The sequence below is a fragment of the Paraburkholderia sp. WS6 genome, from assembly GCF_030464835.1.
Taxonomy (GTDB): Bacteria; Pseudomonadota; Gammaproteobacteria; order Burkholderiales; family Burkholderiaceae; genus Paraburkholderia; species Paraburkholderia madseniana.
In genome coordinates this window covers 172,754-189,789 of record NZ_JALQCK010000010.1, presented here as the reverse complement: position 1 = coordinate 189,789, position 17,036 = coordinate 172,754, and the positions used below count along the sequence as shown (strand labels likewise).

17 protein-coding genes and 1 tRNA gene are annotated in these 17,036 nt (G+C 62.0%); 9 read left to right on the top strand and 9 right to left on the bottom strand.

Going from position 1 to position 17,036, the window contains the following annotated elements:
* Positions 1-177: 177 nt before the first annotated feature.
* Together M0D64_RS15085 and M0D64_RS15080 are read left to right on the top strand one after the other, a co-directional pair.
* Positions 178-906 (top strand): peptidoglycan DD-metalloendopeptidase family protein, encoded by a 729-nt coding sequence (locus tag M0D64_RS15085; protein ID WP_266258264.1) that lies wholly within the window; start codon positions 178-180, stop codon positions 904-906.
* A 127-nt stretch (positions 907-1,033) separates the two neighbouring features.
* The gene (locus M0D64_RS15080) at positions 1,034-1,360 is read left to right on the top strand and encodes a hypothetical protein (RefSeq protein WP_097389968.1); all 327 of its coding nucleotides are present in this window, start codon (positions 1,034-1,036) and stop codon (positions 1,358-1,360) included.
* A gap of 752 nt (positions 1,361-2,112) precedes the next feature.
* Here M0D64_RS15080 and M0D64_RS15075 read toward each other — a convergent pair.
* On the bottom strand, positions 2,113-2,841 hold the full coding sequence (locus tag M0D64_RS15075) for a pentapeptide repeat-containing protein (protein ID WP_266258263.1): 729 nt from the start codon (positions 2,839-2,841) through the stop codon (positions 2,113-2,115).
* 111 nt (positions 2,842-2,952) lie between these two features.
* On the opposite strand from M0D64_RS15075, the gene M0D64_RS15070 reads away from it, so the two are divergent.
* A complete protein-coding gene (locus tag M0D64_RS15070) occupies positions 2,953-3,261 on the top strand; it encodes a DUF2288 domain-containing protein (RefSeq protein ID WP_266258262.1) in 309 nt (102 codons plus the stop codon).
* Between the two features lie 32 nt (positions 3,262-3,293).
* Entirely contained in the window at positions 3,294-4,646 is a 1,353-nt protein-coding gene (locus M0D64_RS15065) for an MATE family efflux transporter (protein ID WP_266258298.1), read from the top strand.
* Between the two features lie 165 nt (positions 4,647-4,811).
* Here the strand turns inward: M0D64_RS15065 and M0D64_RS15060 are convergent, their stop codons facing one another.
* Positions 4,812-4,973, bottom strand: coding sequence for a hypothetical protein (locus tag M0D64_RS15060; protein ID WP_166618273.1), 162 nt, complete (start codon positions 4,971-4,973; stop codon positions 4,812-4,814).
* A gap of 164 nt (positions 4,974-5,137) precedes the next feature.
* Here M0D64_RS15060 and M0D64_RS15055 point away from each other — a divergent pair, with 164 nt between their 5' ends.
* The 4 genes from M0D64_RS15055 (at position 5,138) to M0D64_RS15040 (ending at position 7,183) form a co-directional block, all read left to right on the top strand.
* The gene (locus M0D64_RS15055; RefSeq protein ID WP_166618274.1) at positions 5,138-5,311 is read left to right on the top strand and encodes a hypothetical protein; all 174 of its coding nucleotides are present in this window, start codon (positions 5,138-5,140) and stop codon (positions 5,309-5,311) included.
* 95 nt (positions 5,312-5,406) lie between these two features.
* Positions 5,407-5,483: transfer RNA gene (locus M0D64_RS15050), tRNA-Pro, on the top strand.
* Positions 5,484-5,674: 191 nt separating this feature from the next.
* Entirely contained in the window at positions 5,675-6,133 is a 459-nt protein-coding gene (gene sixA / locus M0D64_RS15045) for a phosphohistidine phosphatase SixA (RefSeq protein ID WP_154565257.1), read from the top strand.
* A 237-nt stretch (positions 6,134-6,370) separates the two neighbouring features.
* Positions 6,371-7,183, top strand: coding sequence for a GNAT family N-acetyltransferase (locus M0D64_RS15040; protein ID WP_154565258.1), 813 nt, complete (start codon positions 6,371-6,373; stop codon positions 7,181-7,183).
* Between the two features lie 115 nt (positions 7,184-7,298).
* Here the strand turns inward: M0D64_RS15040 and ppx are convergent, their stop codons facing one another.
* Positions 7,299-8,924, bottom strand: a complete 1,626-nt coding sequence (gene ppx / locus M0D64_RS15035; protein WP_154565259.1) for an exopolyphosphatase — start codon at positions 8,922-8,924, stop codon at positions 7,299-7,301.
* 202 nt (positions 8,925-9,126) lie between these two features.
* Between ppx and ppk1 the strand changes: the two genes are divergently transcribed.
* Positions 9,127-11,190 carry a polyphosphate kinase 1 gene (gene ppk1 / locus M0D64_RS15030; protein ID WP_154565260.1) on the top strand — a complete coding sequence of 688 codons (2,064 nt, stop codon included), beginning with the start codon at positions 9,127-9,129 and terminating at the stop codon, positions 11,188-11,190.
* Positions 11,191-11,300: 110 nt separating this feature from the next.
* Here ppk1 and phoR read toward each other — a convergent pair whose 3' ends face one another.
* The 6 genes from phoR to pstC all read right to left on the bottom strand — a co-directional run bounded on the left by phoR (position 11,301) and on the right by pstC (position 16,985).
* Positions 11,301-12,614 (bottom strand): phosphate regulon sensor histidine kinase PhoR, encoded by a 1,314-nt coding sequence (phoR, locus tag M0D64_RS15025; protein ID WP_154565261.1) that lies wholly within the window; start codon positions 12,612-12,614, stop codon positions 11,301-11,303.
* A 149-nt stretch (positions 12,615-12,763) separates the two neighbouring features.
* Positions 12,764-13,465, bottom strand: coding sequence for a phosphate regulon transcriptional regulator PhoB (gene phoB / locus M0D64_RS15020; protein WP_028199153.1), 702 nt, complete (start codon positions 13,463-13,465; stop codon positions 12,764-12,766).
* Positions 13,466-13,490: 25 nt separating this feature from the next.
* Positions 13,491-14,195 carry a phosphate signaling complex protein PhoU gene (gene phoU / locus M0D64_RS15015; protein WP_054036271.1) on the bottom strand — a complete coding sequence of 235 codons (705 nt, stop codon included), beginning with the start codon at positions 14,193-14,195 and terminating at the stop codon, positions 13,491-13,493.
* Between the two features lie 29 nt (positions 14,196-14,224).
* A complete protein-coding gene (gene pstB, locus M0D64_RS15010) occupies positions 14,225-15,073 on the bottom strand; it encodes a phosphate ABC transporter ATP-binding protein PstB (RefSeq protein ID WP_154565262.1) in 849 nt (282 codons plus the stop codon).
* Between the two features lie 17 nt (positions 15,074-15,090).
* Entirely contained in the window at positions 15,091-15,987 is an 897-nt protein-coding gene (gene pstA, locus M0D64_RS15005; protein ID WP_154565263.1) for a phosphate ABC transporter permease PstA, read from the bottom strand.
* Entirely contained in the window at positions 15,984-16,985 is a 1,002-nt protein-coding gene (gene pstC, locus M0D64_RS15000; RefSeq protein ID WP_154565264.1) for a phosphate ABC transporter permease PstC, read from the bottom strand. The genes pstA and pstC overlap by 4 nt, the downstream gene beginning before the upstream one ends.
* Positions 16,986-17,036 lie beyond the last annotated feature (51 nt).

The window sequence follows — 17,036 nt, the reverse complement described above, 5'->3', positions numbered from 1 at the left end:
GTTTTCCGCTCATCGCGACGTGACGGGTTACGTGGCTTTTCGCCGCGTTCCCGCCGTGCGCGCCCGCCTCTGCATCCGTTTTTCGGATGCTGCAGCGCAAAACCGTTAGAATCGGACGCTTTGCATCTACCTGCCGCGTGATCGGGATCGGCGCGTGGCAGCGCTTTGCGAGGTCCAATGCTCAACACAACAAGAATGATGAAACAGCTCGCCTGCGCGTCGTTGCTGGCGGTGCTTGCCGCCTGCGGGTCCGCTCCGGTGGGGCCGGGCTTTTACCGCGTCGAACGGGGCGATACGCTGTCGAAGATCGCGCGCAGCAACCGGCAACCGGTGCAAAACATCGTGCGCTGGAACAACCTGACCAACCCGGACAGCATCGAGGTCGGACAGGTGTTGCGGGTCGCGCCACCGGGCAATGTGGCGTCTACAGGTGGTGCTGCGGGTGGTGCTGCGCGTAGCAGCGGGGCAGGAAGCGCGAGCGCTTCGGCGGCGCCCCGGCCGGCACCCGCCGATAGCGCGCCGCCGTCCGCGCCGGCTTCGGCGATCTCGCTGGTATGGCCTGCTGACGGCACGGTGATCCGGCCCTTCGACGGCGCCAATTCGAAGGGCATCGATATTTCGGCGGCGGCGGGCACCCCGGTGGTTGCCGCCGCGCCCGGCACGGTGGTTTATGCGGGTAACGGCTTGCGCGGTTACGGCAACCTGCTGATCCTCAAACACAACGCCGACTATCTGACTGCCTACGCGCACAACCGCGTGCTGCTGGTGAAGGAAGGCCAGTCGGTCGCCCGCGGCGACAAGATCGCCGAAATGGGCGACACCGACACCGACCGTGTCATGCTGCACTTCGAACTGCGCTATCAGGGCCGCTCGATCGACCCGTCGCGGGCACTGCCGGCGCGCTAGCCGCCCGGCCTCAGGCACGCGCCCTGCAACAGCAGTCGAGGGAACCGCGCGTGCTATAAAACACCCAATCCTATGCATGACGCGGCTTCGCGCCGCGTCCTCCCCTGTTATCTGTAAGGAATCTGCAATGAAGAGCGCACTGGCGTCCTTAACAACGGCCGCGGCGATCGGCCTCGGCCTGCTGACGCTCGGCAGCCTCGGCGGCTGTTCCAGCACCACCACCATGACCTACCTGCCAAGCGGCGATACGGGCTTTGCGATCAACTGCAGCGGCAGTGACGCGAGTTCCAGTTGGGCCGAGTGCTACAAACGCGCGGGCGAGGTCTGCGGCAACTACGGCTACGACGTCGTTTCGAAGGACGTCGACAACGGCGCGACCTCGGGTGGCTCGATCGGCGGAGTTTTCGGTGCGAACGTCAAAAACCGGTCGATGGTGGTTCGCTGCAAGCAGTAGAGGCAACGTGGCAACGCAATAACGCAGGCGCAGGGCCGCTCGAGCTGGCGGCGGCGCCCGCGGCCAGAGCGCGGATCGACGCGTTCGGCGAATGCGTGCGGCAAACGCGAACAGCGCGCCGAGCGCGATCGGCCAGAAAAAAAGCCCGGCACGAGGCCGGGCTAACGGGGGTTCGGCGCATATCGGCAAAGGACCGGTTCACCATGCGCCAGAAGGAAATCTAACAACCCGCCTTTACAAGCGCAATCTATTAATTTCGCGGGCAATGTGACGCGGCGTACGGAGTCCGCATTACGTGAAGAGAAAATGTCGGAAATAAGCTGGGTAAACGCCCTTATCTGCCTCGCATGAAACGTCATAAAATCAACAAGTCAAAATCGCGCGCGTGGTTCACCGGGCCTTATAAATCAAGCACCTACCCACGCGTCACCCGAAAAGCCTGACGAAAGCCCTTTGACCGATTCCCGCCAGCCCCGCCCAGCATGATCCGGACGCTTTATGTATTGCGAACCTTTAGTGCGCCAACGCACCATACCGAGGTATTAGCGATTATTGAGCGACGCGAATAAGTAATCGCATTTCTTCACAACAAATTCGCGAATAGCGAATACATTAAAAATCTTCAAATCCGCTGACAAATTGCGAGATTGAAAATCGACCGCGGTTAATGAATCAATAGATTAGATGATAAGCACAGGCCTTGATTCGTTCAAGCTGGCCGAATGGCTAAAATCGGCCAGCTTGCAGCGCGATCACATGACTCGCAGGCCCAGTTCGGTTACGAGCACCGCCGCCTGCTGATGCGAAATCGTCGCACCCTTGAACAGCGCCGCATCGACGAGCCGCACGCCGCTCAGATCCGCCTCGCGCAGGTCCGCGCCGTCAAAGCGCGCGCCTTTCAGATGAGCATCCTTCAGACTGCCGCCGTCGAAGATCGCCTCGCGGAAATCGACGCCGGCCAGATCGGCGTCGGAGAAATCGAGTTGCTGGAGGGTGGCCTTGCGAAACGACAGGCCGCGCAAATGCGCGCCCACCAGCAAGGTCTCGACGAAGCTCAACCCAAGTGCCGTACAGGCTTCGAAATTGGCGCCCGTCAGCTTGCAGCTATGAAACGACGCCGAGGCAAGCTTGGCGCGCCGCCAGCTCGTGTTGTTCAGATCGCTCGATTGGAACGCCGCATCGACCAGATCGGCCGACGCGAAATCCGCCTGGCGGCCGCGGCAACGAACCCAGCGCGTGTGCGACAGCGCCGCGCCAAAAAATGACGTCTCGACGATCGTGCAGCGATGAAACTCTGCGCCGCGCAAGTCGAGTCGCGACAGATCGGCGCCTTCGAAATCGCAATCGGTGAAATGGAGCGGCTCTCTATTGCCCGCCATGCTCGTGCCAATGAGGCGCTCCACATCGGTGCGCGTGAGTGTGGCGCCGGCCACTACATGAGCTTGCGCGCCCGCAGCGCGCGCCGTTGAATCCAGTGACATGAAGGTTCAGAATGATTTTCGGCAAAAGACCCTAAGCGTACCGGAACGCGCGCCGCCCTGGCGATCCGCGCCGATGGTTTATAGTAACGGCCCCGTCAGAACCCGCTTACGATGACTTCCAACGACGCCACTCATAGCCCGCTGTACGCCCAGCTGCTCGCCGAAACCGCCAAAATCGGCTGGACCGAACTCGAACGCTTTTTCGCGCGCGGCATGCTGCTGCGCGTCGCACGCGACATCGATCTGGTGAGCGTCGCCGAAGCCATCGCCAGCGACGACACCACGCAGGTCACGCAATGGCTGTCTTCCGGCCTCGTCGAACGCGTGCAGGCGGAAACCGCCGCCGATTTCGCCGCGCGCGATCCCGATCTGTGGGCGGTGGTCGTCTCGCCATGGGTGTGCGTGCAGGAACGTAATTGAGCGACCCCGCGCACGTCCCGAAGGAAGTCCCCCTGGGGAACGGCGCGAGCGCGACGGCCCCCGCCGTCCCGGTGCGCTGGCATCGCCGGGTGCTGACGCTGGCGTTTCCAATCGTCCTCGCCAATCTCACACAGCCGATTCTCGGCGCAGTCGACACTGCCGTCGCCGGCCATCTGGACGGCGCGTCCTATCTCGGCGGCGTCGCGCTCGGCGGCCTGTTCTTCAACTTCGTGTTCTGGGGCTTCGGCTTCCTGCGCATGGGCACCACGGGCCTCGTCGCGCAAGCGCACGGTGCAGGGGATCACGCCGAGTTGCGCAACAACGTCGTACGCGCGTTGTTGCTGGCGGCGGCGATCGGCGCCGCGGTGCTTCTGTTGCAAGTGCCACTGATCGATTACGCATTACGCGTGATCGGCGGCAGCGACGCGGTGCAGCGCCACGCGCAGATCTACTGCCACGCGCGCATCTGGGCCGCGCCGCTCGCGCTCGGCAACTACGTGGTGCTCGGCTGGCTACTCGGTACGCAGCAGGTGCGGCTTGCACTGCTGTCGCAAGTGTTCATCAACAGTGTGAACATCGCGGCGGTGCTGTTGTACGTGTACGTATTCGATTGGGGCGTGGCCGGCATCGGCGCGGCCACGGCCACCGCCGACGCGCTCGGCTTCGTGCTCGGCGCCGCGTTGTTGTGGCACGGCCGGCCGCGCGGTTTGCCTGCGCTAAACCGCGCCTCCCTCTTCGACGCTCCAGCCCTCAAGCGCCTGGTGGTACTGAATCGCGATATCTTCGTACGCACGCTCTGTCTGCTGTCGTCGTTCGGCTGGTTCGCGCATCTCGGCGCGAAGCAAGGTGACGCCACGCTTGCCGCCAACGCGCTGCTGCTCAATTTTCAGACCTTCATGGCTTATGGACTCGACGGCTTCGCTCACGCGGCCGAAGCGCTGGTCGGCGCTGCGATCGGCGCGCGCGACCGGCACGCTTTCGCGCAGGCCATCAAGGTGACGGCGCTATGGTCCGCGCTCGGTGCGCTGGGCTTCTCGCTGGTGTACTGGGGCGCGGGCTCATGGATCATCGAAGGTCTGACCAATCAGGCCGTCGTGCGCGCCACGGCCGAGACTTATCTGCCATGGGCCGCGCTCTTACCGGTGATCTCAGTGTGGGGCTTTCTGCTCGACGGCGTGTTCATCGGCGCCACTCGCACGCATGAGCTGATGACGTCGATGGTGGTCTCGTTCGCGGTATTCGTGGCGGCCTCGTGGGCCTTGCTGGCGCTGTATGGCAATCACGGTTTGTGGGCCGCGATGCTGATCTTCATGGCCGCGCGCGGCGTCACGCTCGCGCGCTTTTTGCCAGGTGTCGTGCGAGGCATGGCGGTGGCAGCGGTCTGAACGACAACGCCGCGCACGGTTACGGCTTGAAACAAGCGCACACATATCACGCGTGCACCTCGCCCTAGAATAACTGCAGCCCGCGCTGTCCGCGCGAATAGTCTGCGCGGGTCAGAAGCGCCGGCGTGCCCGCGCCGGTGCTTCGCTTTCGTTCCCGGTAAACGCTCAGGGCGCGGGCGCCATGACGGGCGGACGGTCGTCGGTAGGCACACCGTGGTAGTCGACGGGATCTTTCGGCGGCGGGCCGCCATGGTGGCCGGAAGGATCGTTGGCACAGCCGGCGAGCCCGGCAGCCAGCATCAAGACAATCAACAAAACACGGTTCATAGACTCTCGAAACAGAATGACAATAACGGCAACGAAGCGCCGAGAGTCTACCTGCAATTCGCATTCGACGATGTCGCGGCAGGCCGCGTCCCCATGCCACCCCCTGCCATTTTGTTACGCGTGTCCTACTATAGAGGCACGGCTGCGTGTCATAGGAGACTGCCATGGACGCTGAATCGATCGCAGGTCTGATCGGACTTGCAATAGGCCTGCTCGTGCTGCTCGCCCTGTCGATTTTCGAATCGAGAACCTACCGGCGCGAACACGACGGCGAAGGCATGCTGCATCACTGGATCACGCACCAGCACATGCCGCACTGGATGCGTCGCCGGCATTGAGCGGACAAACGGCGCGGCGCACTGCACCTTTTTTCTACCCGACGCAATTCGTGATTGACTCTGGCACCCAATGCCACGTAGAATCTCGGATTCGTCGGAGCGTAGCGCAGCCTGGTAGCGCATCTGATTTGGGATCAGAGGGTCGAAGGTTCGAATCCTTTCGCTCCGACCACGAAAAGCAATACGAAACCCGCGTAGCCTTCGGCTTCGCGGGTTTTTGCTTTTTGGGCGCCAGGGGCTGATGCGAACTGATGGGAACATTCGGCACGCGCCACCGCCTTGCGTCCTCACGAGCTCGCATGCGACAGTGATTGAAAACCCGGCGCTGTTATCTACGCCGCAACCAGAGTCAAGGAGACACGTATGAATCTGATCCTCTGGCGTCACGCCGAAGCCGAAGATTTCGCCGCGAGCGATCTCGCCCGTGCGCTCACCACGCGGGGCCGCAAACAGGCGCAAAACGTCGCCAAGTGGCTGCGCACTCGTCTGCCCGAGGACGCAGTGGTCCTCGCGAGTCCTGCGGTGCGCACCATCCAGACCGCGGAAGCCTTGAGCGACCAGTATCGCGTGGTGCGCGAACTCGCGCCTAACGCCAGTGCGGACGACGTGCTCGAGGCCGCGGGCTGGCCAAAAGGCATCGCACCCACTGTGGTGATCGTCGGCCATCAACCGACGCTCGGCCACGTTGCGGCGCGTTTGCTCGGCAACAGCGGAGCGAGTTGGCCGCTGAAGAAAGCCGGCCTGTGGTGGATCGAAAGCCGTGAGCGCGACGGCGACGACCAGGCCGTGCTGCGCGCGGCGATGAGCCCCGATCTGATCTGAGCTGAACTGAACCAATCAGGTCACGCGGCCTGGTACTCAAAGAGGCGCAGTTGCGCCCGCCAGTCCCAACGGTCGCGCAGAAACAACACATGACCCGCCCGGCCCACGACATTACAAGCCGTGCGCGCGCAGCTTACGGGCAGTCATCCAATCGTCACAGCTTTGCCATGCGAGCGTCACCAGGCGTTACTACATTGGCGAAAAAAGAAATCTCCCTTTTTTCGACCAGGACGCCACATGCGAGAACTGCCGACGCCCACCCTGCCCCTGGCTTCGATCTTCGAAACGCGCCGCCTGCCGCGCGCCGAAGAGACAGTCACCGCCCAGCATCGCCTGCAAGTGACGTGGGCACGCACCGACGAGCAACTGCGCGAGGCCCAGCGTCTGCGCTACCGTGTATTCGCCGATGAAATGGGCGCCCGTCTGACGGGTCCGGCCGGCCTCGACGTCGATGCGTTCGATTCATACTGCGATCACCTGCTGGTGCGCGATCTCGACACGCTGAAGGTGGTCGGCACCTATCGCGCGCTGCCGCCGCATCAGGCCGCCCGTATCGGACGCCTGTATGCCGAAAGCGAATTCGACGTGTCACGTCTCACGCACCTGCGCGCGAAGATGGTCGAAGTGGGCCGCTCATGCGTGCACCCCGACTATCGCAGCGGCTCGGTGATCATGTCGTTGTGGGCAGGGCTCGCCGCGTACATGAAGCACAACGGCTACGAGACGATGCTCGGTTGCGCGAGCGTCGCGATGGTCGACGGTGGCCACTACGCAGCGAATCTTTACTGCTCGCTGCGCGACAACGCGATGACGGCGCCGGAATATCGCGCGTTCCCGCACACGCCGCTGCCGGTGGAAGAATTGCAAACCGGCGCCGACGTCGCACCGCCGCCGCTGGTGAAGGGCTATCTGCGCCTCGGTGCGAAGATTTGCGGCGCACCGGCCTGGGATCCCGACTTCAACACCGCCGACTTTCTGACGCTGTTGCGCCTGACGGATATCAACGCGCGTTACGCGCGGCACTTCCTCGGCGACGCATCGCCACGCTGAGCGGCACACGCGAACCGCCCGGCATATTCAGCCGGCGGCTGAGCGACTGAAAACTGAAGCGCATAAAAAAAGCCCAGCTAATCCGCCGGGCTTTTTCATTTACCGCGCATGATTCTCAATCGTCCGTGTAAACCACGCGATAGGGAATGCCAACCTTCTCCCACTCTGCAGCTTCCTGGATCAGACTGTAATCCGTCAGCGGATTGTTAGCCACCCACTCATTCGGCAAACGCACTTCGTAACCGCCATTGACCTGCGCAACCGCGATCCCCGGCAAGCCGACATCCGCACGCCGGCGGCACAGCAGCGCCGCGAGCCGCAGACAGAACAGCAGCGGCCATTCCACTTCGCGCGTTTGCGACAGCTTGCCGAGTTTCCCCGCGTGGCCGAGCACCAGCGCGGCGAGCCGCGCCTGATCGGTGCGCGAAAAACCCGGCATGTCGGCGTTGCTGGCGATATAGGCGGAATGCTTGTGATAGGCGCTGTGCGAAATCGACAGCCCGATTTCGTGCAAGGCCGCAGCCCAGCCGAGGAACATGCGATTCTCGGCGCGGCGCTCTTCGTCCGGTTCGGCAAACTGCTCGTAAAAGCGCACCGCGAGTTCACCGATACGCCCGGCCTGCGCGCGGTCCACACCGTAACGGCGCATGAAGCCTTCCACCGTCACCGTGCGCATGTCCTCGTGCTGCGAACGGCCCAGCAGGTCGTACAGCACACCGAGGCGCAGCGCGCCGTCTGTCGTATCGACGTAATCGACGCCGAGTTCGTCGAACACCGCGATCATGATCGACAGGCCGCCGGCCAGCACCGGAATGCGATCGCCCTTCAACGCGACCAGCTTCAGACGATTGACGTTTTCCGCCTTGATCAGCGCGCGCTTGAGGCGCTCCAGCCCACCGCGCGAGATGCCGTGCGTGACGCCCGGGTCGTTGAAGCCATTGGCCTCGACCAGTTCGGCGAGCGCCCGCGCGGTGCCGGACGAGCCAATCGCCTGCTCCCAGCCGGTTTTCTTGTACTCGGCGGAAATGATCTGAATTTCACGGCTCGCGGCAAGTTCGGCCTGACGCATCGTGTATTCGTCGACATTGCCCGCCGGGAAGAATGCGCGGCTATGACTCACGCAGCCGATATACAGGCTCTCCATCTTGATCGGCGTGTAGTGCGACCCGATGATGAATTCCGTCGAGCCGCCTCCGATATCCACCACGAGACGCTTGCCCGCGCTTGCGGGCACAGAGTGTGCAGCGCCTGCATAAATCAGGCGCGCTTCTTCACGCCCGGCGATCACTTCGATCGGAAAACCGAGCGCGGCTTGCGCCTCGCCGAGAAACTCGCCCGCGTTCTTGGCGATGCGCAACGTATTGGTGGCGACGGCGCGAACGTGATCGGGATGAAAGTCGCGCAGCCGCTCGCCGAAGCGCTTAAGCGCGTCCCAGCCGCGCACTTGCGAGGCGCGGTCGAGCATCTTGTCGCGCGACAGACCGGCGGCAAGACGCACCGGTTCGCGCAACGCATCGACCTGATAGATCTGGCTGCCCGCATCGGTTTCCTCGACCCGGCCCACGATCAGCCGGAAGCTGTTCGAGCCGAGGTCGACGGCAGCGAGGAGTTGTGGAGTAGTGACCATCGAGTAAGCGGACTCCATGCGCGCGAGCGCGGCGGCGGTAGATGCGAAAGGTGCCGGATGCCCACCGGATGCCTTGGGCGCCTTGTGGCCGGCCGCGCTGTTCAAAGACGCCATTCTAAGCGTACCGGACCTCACGATGTCGCCTCGCAGTAATGGGGGTGCCCTATGGTCCCACATGCACTGCGTCATAATTACGACACGCAATGAATACGGCGTAGAATTTATAACTTCGAGAATGTCATAACAACGTCATCATACTGTGAGAATTTCCGAGCGTCTTTTCGTCTCCCCTCCTGACATTCCATTCTCGCTGCCGATGTCCATCCGCTACCCCTTATTGAATCGCGAGCTGGGCATTCTGGGTTTCAACGAGCGTGTGTTGGCACAAGCTGCCGACCCTGCCGTCCCTTTGCTCGAACGCCTGCGCTTCATCTGCATTACCAGTAGCAACCTCGACGAATTCTTCGAAGTCCGCATGGCCGGACTGCAGGAACAGATGCGCGACAACCCGGGCGCAATGTCACCTGATGGCATGTCGCTGCAGCACGTATACGACCTCGTGGTCGAGCGCGCGCAGAGGCTCGTGCATCGCCAGTACACCATGCTGCACGACACGGTGCTCACCGCGCTCGAAGCAGAAGGCATCTATTTTCACGGCACTGAAGCGTGGAACGAAGCGCAGACCGAATGGGCGCGCAACTACTTCTTCGACGAACTGCTGCCGGTGCTCACGCCGATCGGCCTCGATCCGGCTCACCCGTTTCCGCGCGTGCTCAACAAGAGCCTGAACTTCGTCGTCGAACTCGAAGGCAAAGATGCGTTCGGCCGCCAGGCGATGATGGGCATCGTGCAGGCGCCGCGTGCCTTGCCCCGGCTCGTGCGCATGCCGCAGGAGCTGTCGGGCTATCCGCATGGTTTCGTGCTGCTGAGTTCGTTGCTGCAGCGCTTTGTCGGCGAGCTGTTCCCGAATCTGGTGGTGCGCACCTGTAACCAGTTTCGCATCACACGCAATAGCGAACTGTTCGTCGACGAAGACGAAATCACCAATCTGCGTGTCGCGCTGCAGGGCGAACTGCCGGCACGCCATCTGGGCAATGCAGTGCGGCTCGAAGTATCGGCGGAGACGCCCTCGCATGTCGTGCGGCGCCTGCTCGACGAAAGCGGCCTGACCACCAAGGATTGCTATTTCGCCGACGGCCCCGTCAATCTGGTACGGCTGATGCAATTGCCGGAGATGGTGGACCGGCCCGACCTGAAATTCGTGCCGCATATTCCGGCGATTCCCCCGCAGATCGCCAACAGCACCAGCATGTTCGACGTGATCGATCAGGGCGACGTGCTGCTGCATCACCCTTATGAGAGCTTTCAGCCAGTGCTCGAGTTGCTGCTGCAGGCAGCTAAAGACCCGAACGTGATGGCCATCAAGCAGACCATCTATCGCACCGGCACCGACTCGCCGCTGATGGACGCGCTGATGCAAGCCGCGCGCAACGGCAAGGAAGTGACGGTGGTGGTCGAACTGCTTGCGCGCTTCGACGAAGAAACCAACATCAACTGGGCGTCGCAGCTTGAAGCGGTGGGCGCGCACGTCGTGTACGGCGTGGTGGGCCACAAGTGCCACGCAAAGATGATGCTGATCGTGCGGCGTGTGTCGTCGGGCGGCAAGACCACACTCAAGCGTTACGTGCACCTGGGTACCGGCAACTATCACCCGCGCACCGCGCGTCTTTACACCGACTTCGCCCTGATGACCGCGGATCAGAAAATCTGCGAAGACGTGCACCATGTGTTCCAGCAACTGACCGGCATCGGTGGTGAACTGTCGCTGCACGAGTTGTGGCAGTCGCCGTTCACGCTGCATCCGAAACTGGTTGAATCGATTCGTGCGGAAGCCGAGCATGCTCGCGCCGGCAAGAAGGCGCGCATCGTCGCGAAGATGAACGCGCTGCTCGAACCGACCGTGATTGCCGAGCTGTACGAAGCGTCACAGGCAGGCGTGAAGATCGATCTGATAGTACGTGGCGTGTGTTCGTTGCAACCGGGTGTGCCGGGCCTGTCGGAGAACATCACGGTGCGTTCGATCGTCGGGCGCTTTCTCGAGCATCACCGCATCTTCTACTTCTACGACGGCGGCAAGGAACAGGTGTATCTGTCGAGCGCCGACTGGATGGACCGCAATTTCTTCCGGCGCGTTGAAGTGGCGTTTCCTGTCAACAACCGTCGTTTGAAGCGGCGTGTGATCGCCGAAGGCCTCTCGGCCTTTCTCGGCGACAACCAGTCCGCGTGGCTCATGCAAAGCGACGGCCACTATCGGCGCCGCCGGCCGGGCAAATCCTCGCGCAATGCCCAGATGAGCCTGCTGGGGAAATTCTGTTCGTGAGTTTCGTGATGTCCTGATCGTGTTCGCGCGCCGCCGAAGCAAGCGGCGCTGCACATGAAAAAAGCCCGCCTTGTCTTGTTACAGGCGGGCATTTTTTCAGGCCAACGTTTTCAAACCGGCGCCGGTTGCCGACGCGCCGTGCGAAACACCGGGAAACGCACGGTGAACGTGCTGCCACGTCCCTCTTCGCTCTTCACGTCGAGCTGCGCATCGTGCCGTTGCAGCACATGCTTGACGATGGCGAGACCGAGGCCCGTCCCACCCGTATCGCGCGAGCGGCTGCGGTCAACGCGATAGAAACGCTCGGTCAGACGTGGAATGTCCGCGGCTGGAATCCCCAAGCCGCTGTCCGTGACCGAAAAAACCGCACAGCCGCCGTTGGCCTGCCAACTCACCCTGATCGCACCGCCGTCCGGCGTATAGCGGATCGCATTGGTCACGAGGTTGCCCAACGCACTGAGAATTTCCGTTTCAACGCCGGTTACCGTGAGCCCTTCGTCGGCGTCGAACACGATCTTGTGATGGTCGCTCGACAGGCTTTGCGCGTCGTCGCGCAGATGCCGCAGCACAGCGCGCATATCGATCATCTGATCGCTCGGCGGCTTGTTGTCGCCTTCTAGCTTCGCGAGCACCAGCAAGTCGTTGACGATATGCCGCATGCGCGAAGCTTGCTGCTCCATCAGTTCGAGGTAGCGCCCGCGCTCGGCTTCGCTCAACGGCAGTTCCCGCATCGTCTCGAGAAAACCCGACAATACGGTCAACGGTGTCTTCAATTCATGCGACACGTTAGCGACGAAGTCGCGCCGCATCGCGTCGGTACGCTCCAGCTCGGTGATGTCCTGCGACAGCACCAGCTTGCGATTCTCGCCATACGGAAACACCTGCACCGACAGCACGTTCTGGCGCTTCTCGCCCATGCCGCGCATGATCAGCATCTGTTCGTAGCGTTGCGAATTCAGATAGCGCACGAAATCGGGCTGACGCACGAGATGTGTGATGTGCTGGCGCAGATCGCGTTTCGCATCGAGTCCGAAATGGAGTTCGGAGATCGCGTTGCACCACTCGATCTGATCGTGATCGTCGAGCATCGCCACGCCGTTCGGCGACGCCTGGATCGCCTGGATGAAACGCGAATGCTGTTGTTCGACCTGACGCACCTGCGCATGCCAGCGCTTCGCAAGCTTATGCAGACGGTAGTAGATTTCGCCCCAGATGCCGGGGGCGCTCGGCACTTCGCCGTAGACCGGAGCGTCGAGCAGGCGCCACAAACGCTGCTTGTGGAAGGTGCTGAAGAAGCTCTGCGCGAGCAGCATGACAATCGCGAGGACCAGCCCTGCCTTGACGTTCACGAGTGCGCCGACCACCACGCACAGAACAGCCAGCAGCACGACCGACACGATGGAGCGCGCCCAGATGATGTTCATGTTCTAGCGATCGAAGAGAAAACCGTCCACGCCGGGATCTGAAATCGCGGCGCCTAACGTAACCGATGTGGCCTATGTGGCGTACGTGGCCTATGCGACATCTATAACGCGCGTGGCTCAAGCACCGCCACTCGCGCTACCGCGCAAAGTCAGGCGCTCTTCGCGAGCCGGTAGCCGCTGCCGCGTACCGTCTCAATCATAGCATCGCACCCGGCCGGCTTGAGTGCCGCGCGCAGACGCTTGATGTGCACATCCACCGTGCGTTCTTCGACGAACACGTGGTCGCCCCACACCTGATCGAGCAGTTGCGTGCGGCTGTGCACGCGCTCCGGGTGCGTCATGAAGAAGTGCAGCAGACGGAATTCGGTCGGGCCGAGATCGAGCTTGATCTCGCTGCCTTCGGCGTGCGCGGCGACGCGGTGCGTTGCCGGATCGAGCTTCAGACCGTTGATCGCCACCAGGTCTTCGGTCAACTGCGGCGCGCGGCGGCGCAACACCGCCTTGATGCGCGCCATCAGTTCCTTCGGCGAAAACGGTTTGGTGACGTAGTCGTCGGCGCCGATTTCGAGGCCGAGCACCTTGTCCTGCTCATCGCCACGTGCGGTCAGCATGATGATCGGAATGTGCTTGGTGCGCTCGTTGTTGCGCAGATCGCGAGCGAACGCGATGCCCGACTTGCCCGGCAACATCCAGTCGAGCAGCACGAGGTCGGGCAGTACGTCGCTGATCAGGTTCTGCGCCTGCTCCGCGTTGTACGCGCGAATCGGGCAGTGTCCGGCGTGTTGAAGATTGACCGAAATCAGTTCGGAAATGGCGGGCTCATCTTCAATGACGAGAATGCTGCTGGGCATCGGCACCTCTGGTCCTTATAACTGATTAACTGAGTGCTTCGCGTTCGAGCGCGTCGCGCGACTTGTGCCGCACGTCGGTGCCCTTGACGATGTAGATGATGAATTCGGCGATGTTTTTCGCGTGGTCGCCGATCCGTTCAATCGCCTTGGCGATGAACAGAAAATCGAGGCCCACCGAAATCGAACGCGGATCTTCAGTCATGTACGAAATCAGCTTGCGAACGAAAGCGCGGAATTCTTCGTCGATCGCCTTGTCGTCACGCATGATCTGCGCGGCGGCGACCGTGTCCAGACGCGCAAAGGCGTCCAGCGCGCGGCGCAGGATCGACACCGCCATTTCGCCCGACAATTTGATCTCGGCGATATTGATGCTACGCGAAGCGCCGTCTTCCATCAGACGCTTGGTGCGCTTGGCGATTTTTTCGGCTTCGTCGCCGGCGCGCTCGAGATTCGTGATGGTCTTCGAAATCGCGATCAGGAGGCGCAAGTCGCGTGCGGCCGGTTGGCGGCGCGCGATGATGTTGCTGCATTCTTCGTCGATCTCGACTTCCATCGTGTTCAGACGGTCTTCAGCGGCGATCACCTGCTCGCACACATCGAGGTCGAAGTTGTTGAGCGCGATCATCGCGTTGACGATCTGCGATTCGACCAGGCCGCCCATTTCGAGCACCTTCGAGGAAACGAGGTTCAGGTCGGCGTCGAACTGGCTGGACAGATGTTTATCGGACATGTCGTACTCCGTTGTTTTTGCGCGGCGGCTTAGCCGAAGCGGCCAGTGATGTAGTCCTCGGTTTCCTTGCGGACCGGCTTGATGAAGATCTTTTCGGTGTCGCCGAATTCGATCAGTTCACCGAGGTACATATAGGCAGTGTAGTCCGAACAGCGTGCGGCCTGTTGCATGTTGTGCGTCACGATTACAACCGTGTAATCGCTCTTCAATTCGGCGATCAGTTCTTCGATGCGGCCCGTGGAAATCGGGTCGAGCGCGGAACACGGCTCGTCGAGCAGCAGCACTTCAGGACGGATCGCGATACCGCGCGCGATACATAGACGCTGTTGCTGGCCGCCGGACAAACCGTAGCCGCTCTGGCCCAATTTATCCTTGACTTCGTTCCACAGTGCGGCCTTGGTCAACGCCCATTCCACACGGTCGTCCATTTCCGAACGCGGCAGCGTTTCGAACATCTTCACGCCGAACGCGATGTTGTCGTAGATCGACATCGGAAACGGCGTCGGCTTCTGGAACACCATGCCGATCCGCGCGCGCAGCAGCGAAATATCGCGCTTGGAGGTCAGCAGGTTTTCGCCGTCCATCAGGATCTCGCCTTCGGCGTGTTGCTCCGGATAGAGCGCGTACATCTTGTTGAGCGTGCGCAGCAAGGTGGACTTGCCGCAACCCGACGGGCCGATGAAGGCGGTGACCTTGCCTTCGGGAATCCGCAGATTGATGTTCTTCAGCGCGTGATACTTGCCGTAGAAGAAGTTCAGGTCGTTGATTTCGATCTTCGGACGCGACGGGGCTTGCGCCTGGCCGCTTTGGGCGGGATCGAAACCGGCGGGCGCCGTGGGACGCGTGCCCGGATTGAGTTGAGTTTCTGCCATATTCATCGGATTACACTCCGCCCTTACTTATTCGAAAAGATCGTGCGCGCGAGGATGTTCAGTCCCAGCACCGCGAGCGTGATCAGGAAGACGCCGGCCCACGCGAGCGATTGCCACTGCGCAAACGGGCTCATCGCGAACTTGTAGATCGTGACCGGCAGGTTCGCAACCGGCTGGTCCATGTTCCACGAGAAGAACTGGTTCGACAACGCGGTGAAGAGCAGCGGCGCCGTTTCACCGGCAATGCGCGCGACGCCGAGCAGCACGCCGGTGATAATGCCCGCGATCGAAGCTTTCAGCGTGATCGACATCACCATCTTCCACTTCGGCGTACCGAGTGCGAAAGCGGCTTCACGCAGCGCATTCGGCACCAGCTTCAGCATGTTCTCGGTGGTGCGGATCACGATCGGAATCTGCAGCAGCGCGAGCGCGAATACGCCGGCCCAACCGCTGAAGTGGCCCATCTTCGCCACGACGAGCGCGTAGACGAACAGACCGACGACGATCGACGGCGCCGACAACAGGATGTCGTTGATGAAGCGCGTGAGACTGGCGAGCCAGCCCTTCTGCCCGTACTCGGCGAGATACACGCCCGCCAGAATGCCGATCGGCGTGCCGACAAAAGTTGCGAGCGCAACCAGCATCACGCTGCCGACGATCGCGTTGGCGAGACCACCGCCATCGGTGTTCGGCGGCGGTGTGGATTGCGTGAACAATTCGACCGACAAGCCGCCGATGCCCAGGCGCAGCGTCGTATAAAGAATCCACACCAGCCACAGCAGGCCGAACGCCATGGCCGCGAGCGACAGCGTCAGCGCAACGGCATTCTTCGCGCGGCGGCGGCCTTGCAGACGCACGCGCATCGCTTCGAGCGCGACGGCGTCGTTCGAACCCGGCATATTCAAGGTGGGCTGGCTCATTTCGCGCCCTCCCCTTTTTCGAGGCGAAGCAGCATGACCTTCGAGATCGCCAGCACGATGAAAGTAATCACAAAGAGGATCAACCCGAGTTCCATCAGCGCCGACGTATGCAGGCCCGGATCCGCTTCCGCGAATTCGTTGGCGAGCGCCGAGGTAATACTGTTGCCCGGCGAAAACAGCGAGACGTTATCGAGCAGATTGGTGTTGCCGATCACGAACGTGACCGCCATGGTCTCGCCGAGCGCGCGGCCGAGGCCGAGCATCACGCCGCCGATCACGCCGCTCTTGGTAAAGGGCAGCACGATCTTCCACATCACTTCCCAGGTCGTGCAGCCGATGCCGTACGCCGACTCCTTCAACAGGACCGGCGTGACTTCGAACACGTCACGCATCACCGAAGCGATGTACGGAATGATCATGATCGCGAGAATCACGCCCGCGCAGAGAATGCCGATGCCGATCGGTGCGCCCTTAAACAACGCGCCGACGATAGGAATGCCGCTGAGCAGCGTGCCGAGCGGCTTTTCGAACCACGTCGCGAAGATCGGCGCGAACACCAGCAGACCCCACATGCCGTAGACGATCGACGGAATCGCGGCAAGCAGTTCGATGGCGACGCCGAGCGGACGGCGCAGCCACGCGGGCGCGAGTTCGGTCAGGAAAAGCGCGATGCCGAAGCTGACGGGCACCGCGATGATGAGTGCAATGAGCGAGGTCGCGATCGTGCCGTAGATGGGCACCAATGCGCCGAATTGCTTGCTAGGTGGATCCCAGTCGGCGGTCCACAGGAACGCGAGGCCGAACTGCTTGATCGACGGCAGCGAAGCCACGATCAGCGAAACGATGATGCCGCCGAGCAGCAACAGGGTGACGATGGCGGAGAGACGGGCAAGGCCGCCGAAGATGACGTCGCCGGCGCGGCTGGGCGCTTTCTGCTGCGACGTGCTGCCGGGCGGTGTCGACTTCGCCGCGCCAGACGCTAATTGGATATCGGACATGAGAGCCTGATGGACCTGTTTCCAGTTGCCGTACGACACTTGTCGCGCGGC

Excerpts from the sequence above, each read along its gene's own strand:
- M0D64_RS15085 (WP_266258264.1), top strand. The coding sequence starts at position 178 with ATGCTCAACACAACAAGAATGATGAAACAGCTCGCCTGCGCGTCGTTG.
- M0D64_RS15080 (WP_097389968.1), top strand. The coding sequence starts at position 1,034 with ATGAAGAGCGCACTGGCGTCCTTAACAACGGCCGCGGCGATCGGCCTC.
- M0D64_RS15075 (WP_266258263.1), bottom strand. The coding sequence starts at position 2,841 with ATGTCACTGGATTCAACGGCGCGCGCTGCGGGCGCGCAAGCTCATGTA.
- M0D64_RS15070 (WP_266258262.1), top strand. The coding sequence starts at position 2,953 with ATGACTTCCAACGACGCCACTCATAGCCCGCTGTACGCCCAGCTGCTC.
- M0D64_RS15060 (WP_166618273.1), bottom strand. The coding sequence starts at position 4,973 with ATGAACCGTGTTTTGTTGATTGTCTTGATGCTGGCTGCCGGGCTCGCC.
- M0D64_RS15055 (WP_166618274.1), top strand. The coding sequence starts at position 5,138 with ATGGACGCTGAATCGATCGCAGGTCTGATCGGACTTGCAATAGGCCTG.
- sixA (WP_154565257.1), top strand. The coding sequence starts at position 5,675 with ATGAATCTGATCCTCTGGCGTCACGCCGAAGCCGAAGATTTCGCCGCG.
- M0D64_RS15040 (WP_154565258.1), top strand. The coding sequence starts at position 6,371 with ATGCGAGAACTGCCGACGCCCACCCTGCCCCTGGCTTCGATCTTCGAA.
- ppx (WP_154565259.1), bottom strand. The coding sequence starts at position 8,924 with ATGGCGTCTTTGAACAGCGCGGCCGGCCACAAGGCGCCCAAGGCATCC.
- ppk1 (WP_154565260.1), top strand. The coding sequence starts at position 9,127 with ATGTCCATCCGCTACCCCTTATTGAATCGCGAGCTGGGCATTCTGGGT.
- phoR (WP_154565261.1), bottom strand. The coding sequence starts at position 12,614 with ATGAACATCATCTGGGCGCGCTCCATCGTGTCGGTCGTGCTGCTGGCT.
- phoB (WP_028199153.1), bottom strand. The coding sequence starts at position 13,465 with ATGCCCAGCAGCATTCTCGTCATTGAAGATGAGCCCGCCATTTCCGAA.
- phoU (WP_054036271.1), bottom strand. The coding sequence starts at position 14,195 with ATGTCCGATAAACATCTGTCCAGCCAGTTCGACGCCGACCTGAACCTC.
- pstB (WP_154565262.1), bottom strand. The coding sequence starts at position 15,073 with ATGAATATGGCAGAAACTCAACTCAATCCGGGCACGCGTCCCACGGCG.
- pstA (WP_154565263.1), bottom strand. The coding sequence starts at position 15,987 with ATGAGCCAGCCCACCTTGAATATGCCGGGTTCGAACGACGCCGTCGCG.
- pstC (WP_154565264.1), bottom strand. The coding sequence starts at position 16,985 with ATGTCCGATATCCAATTAGCGTCTGGCGCGGCGAAGTCGACACCGCCC.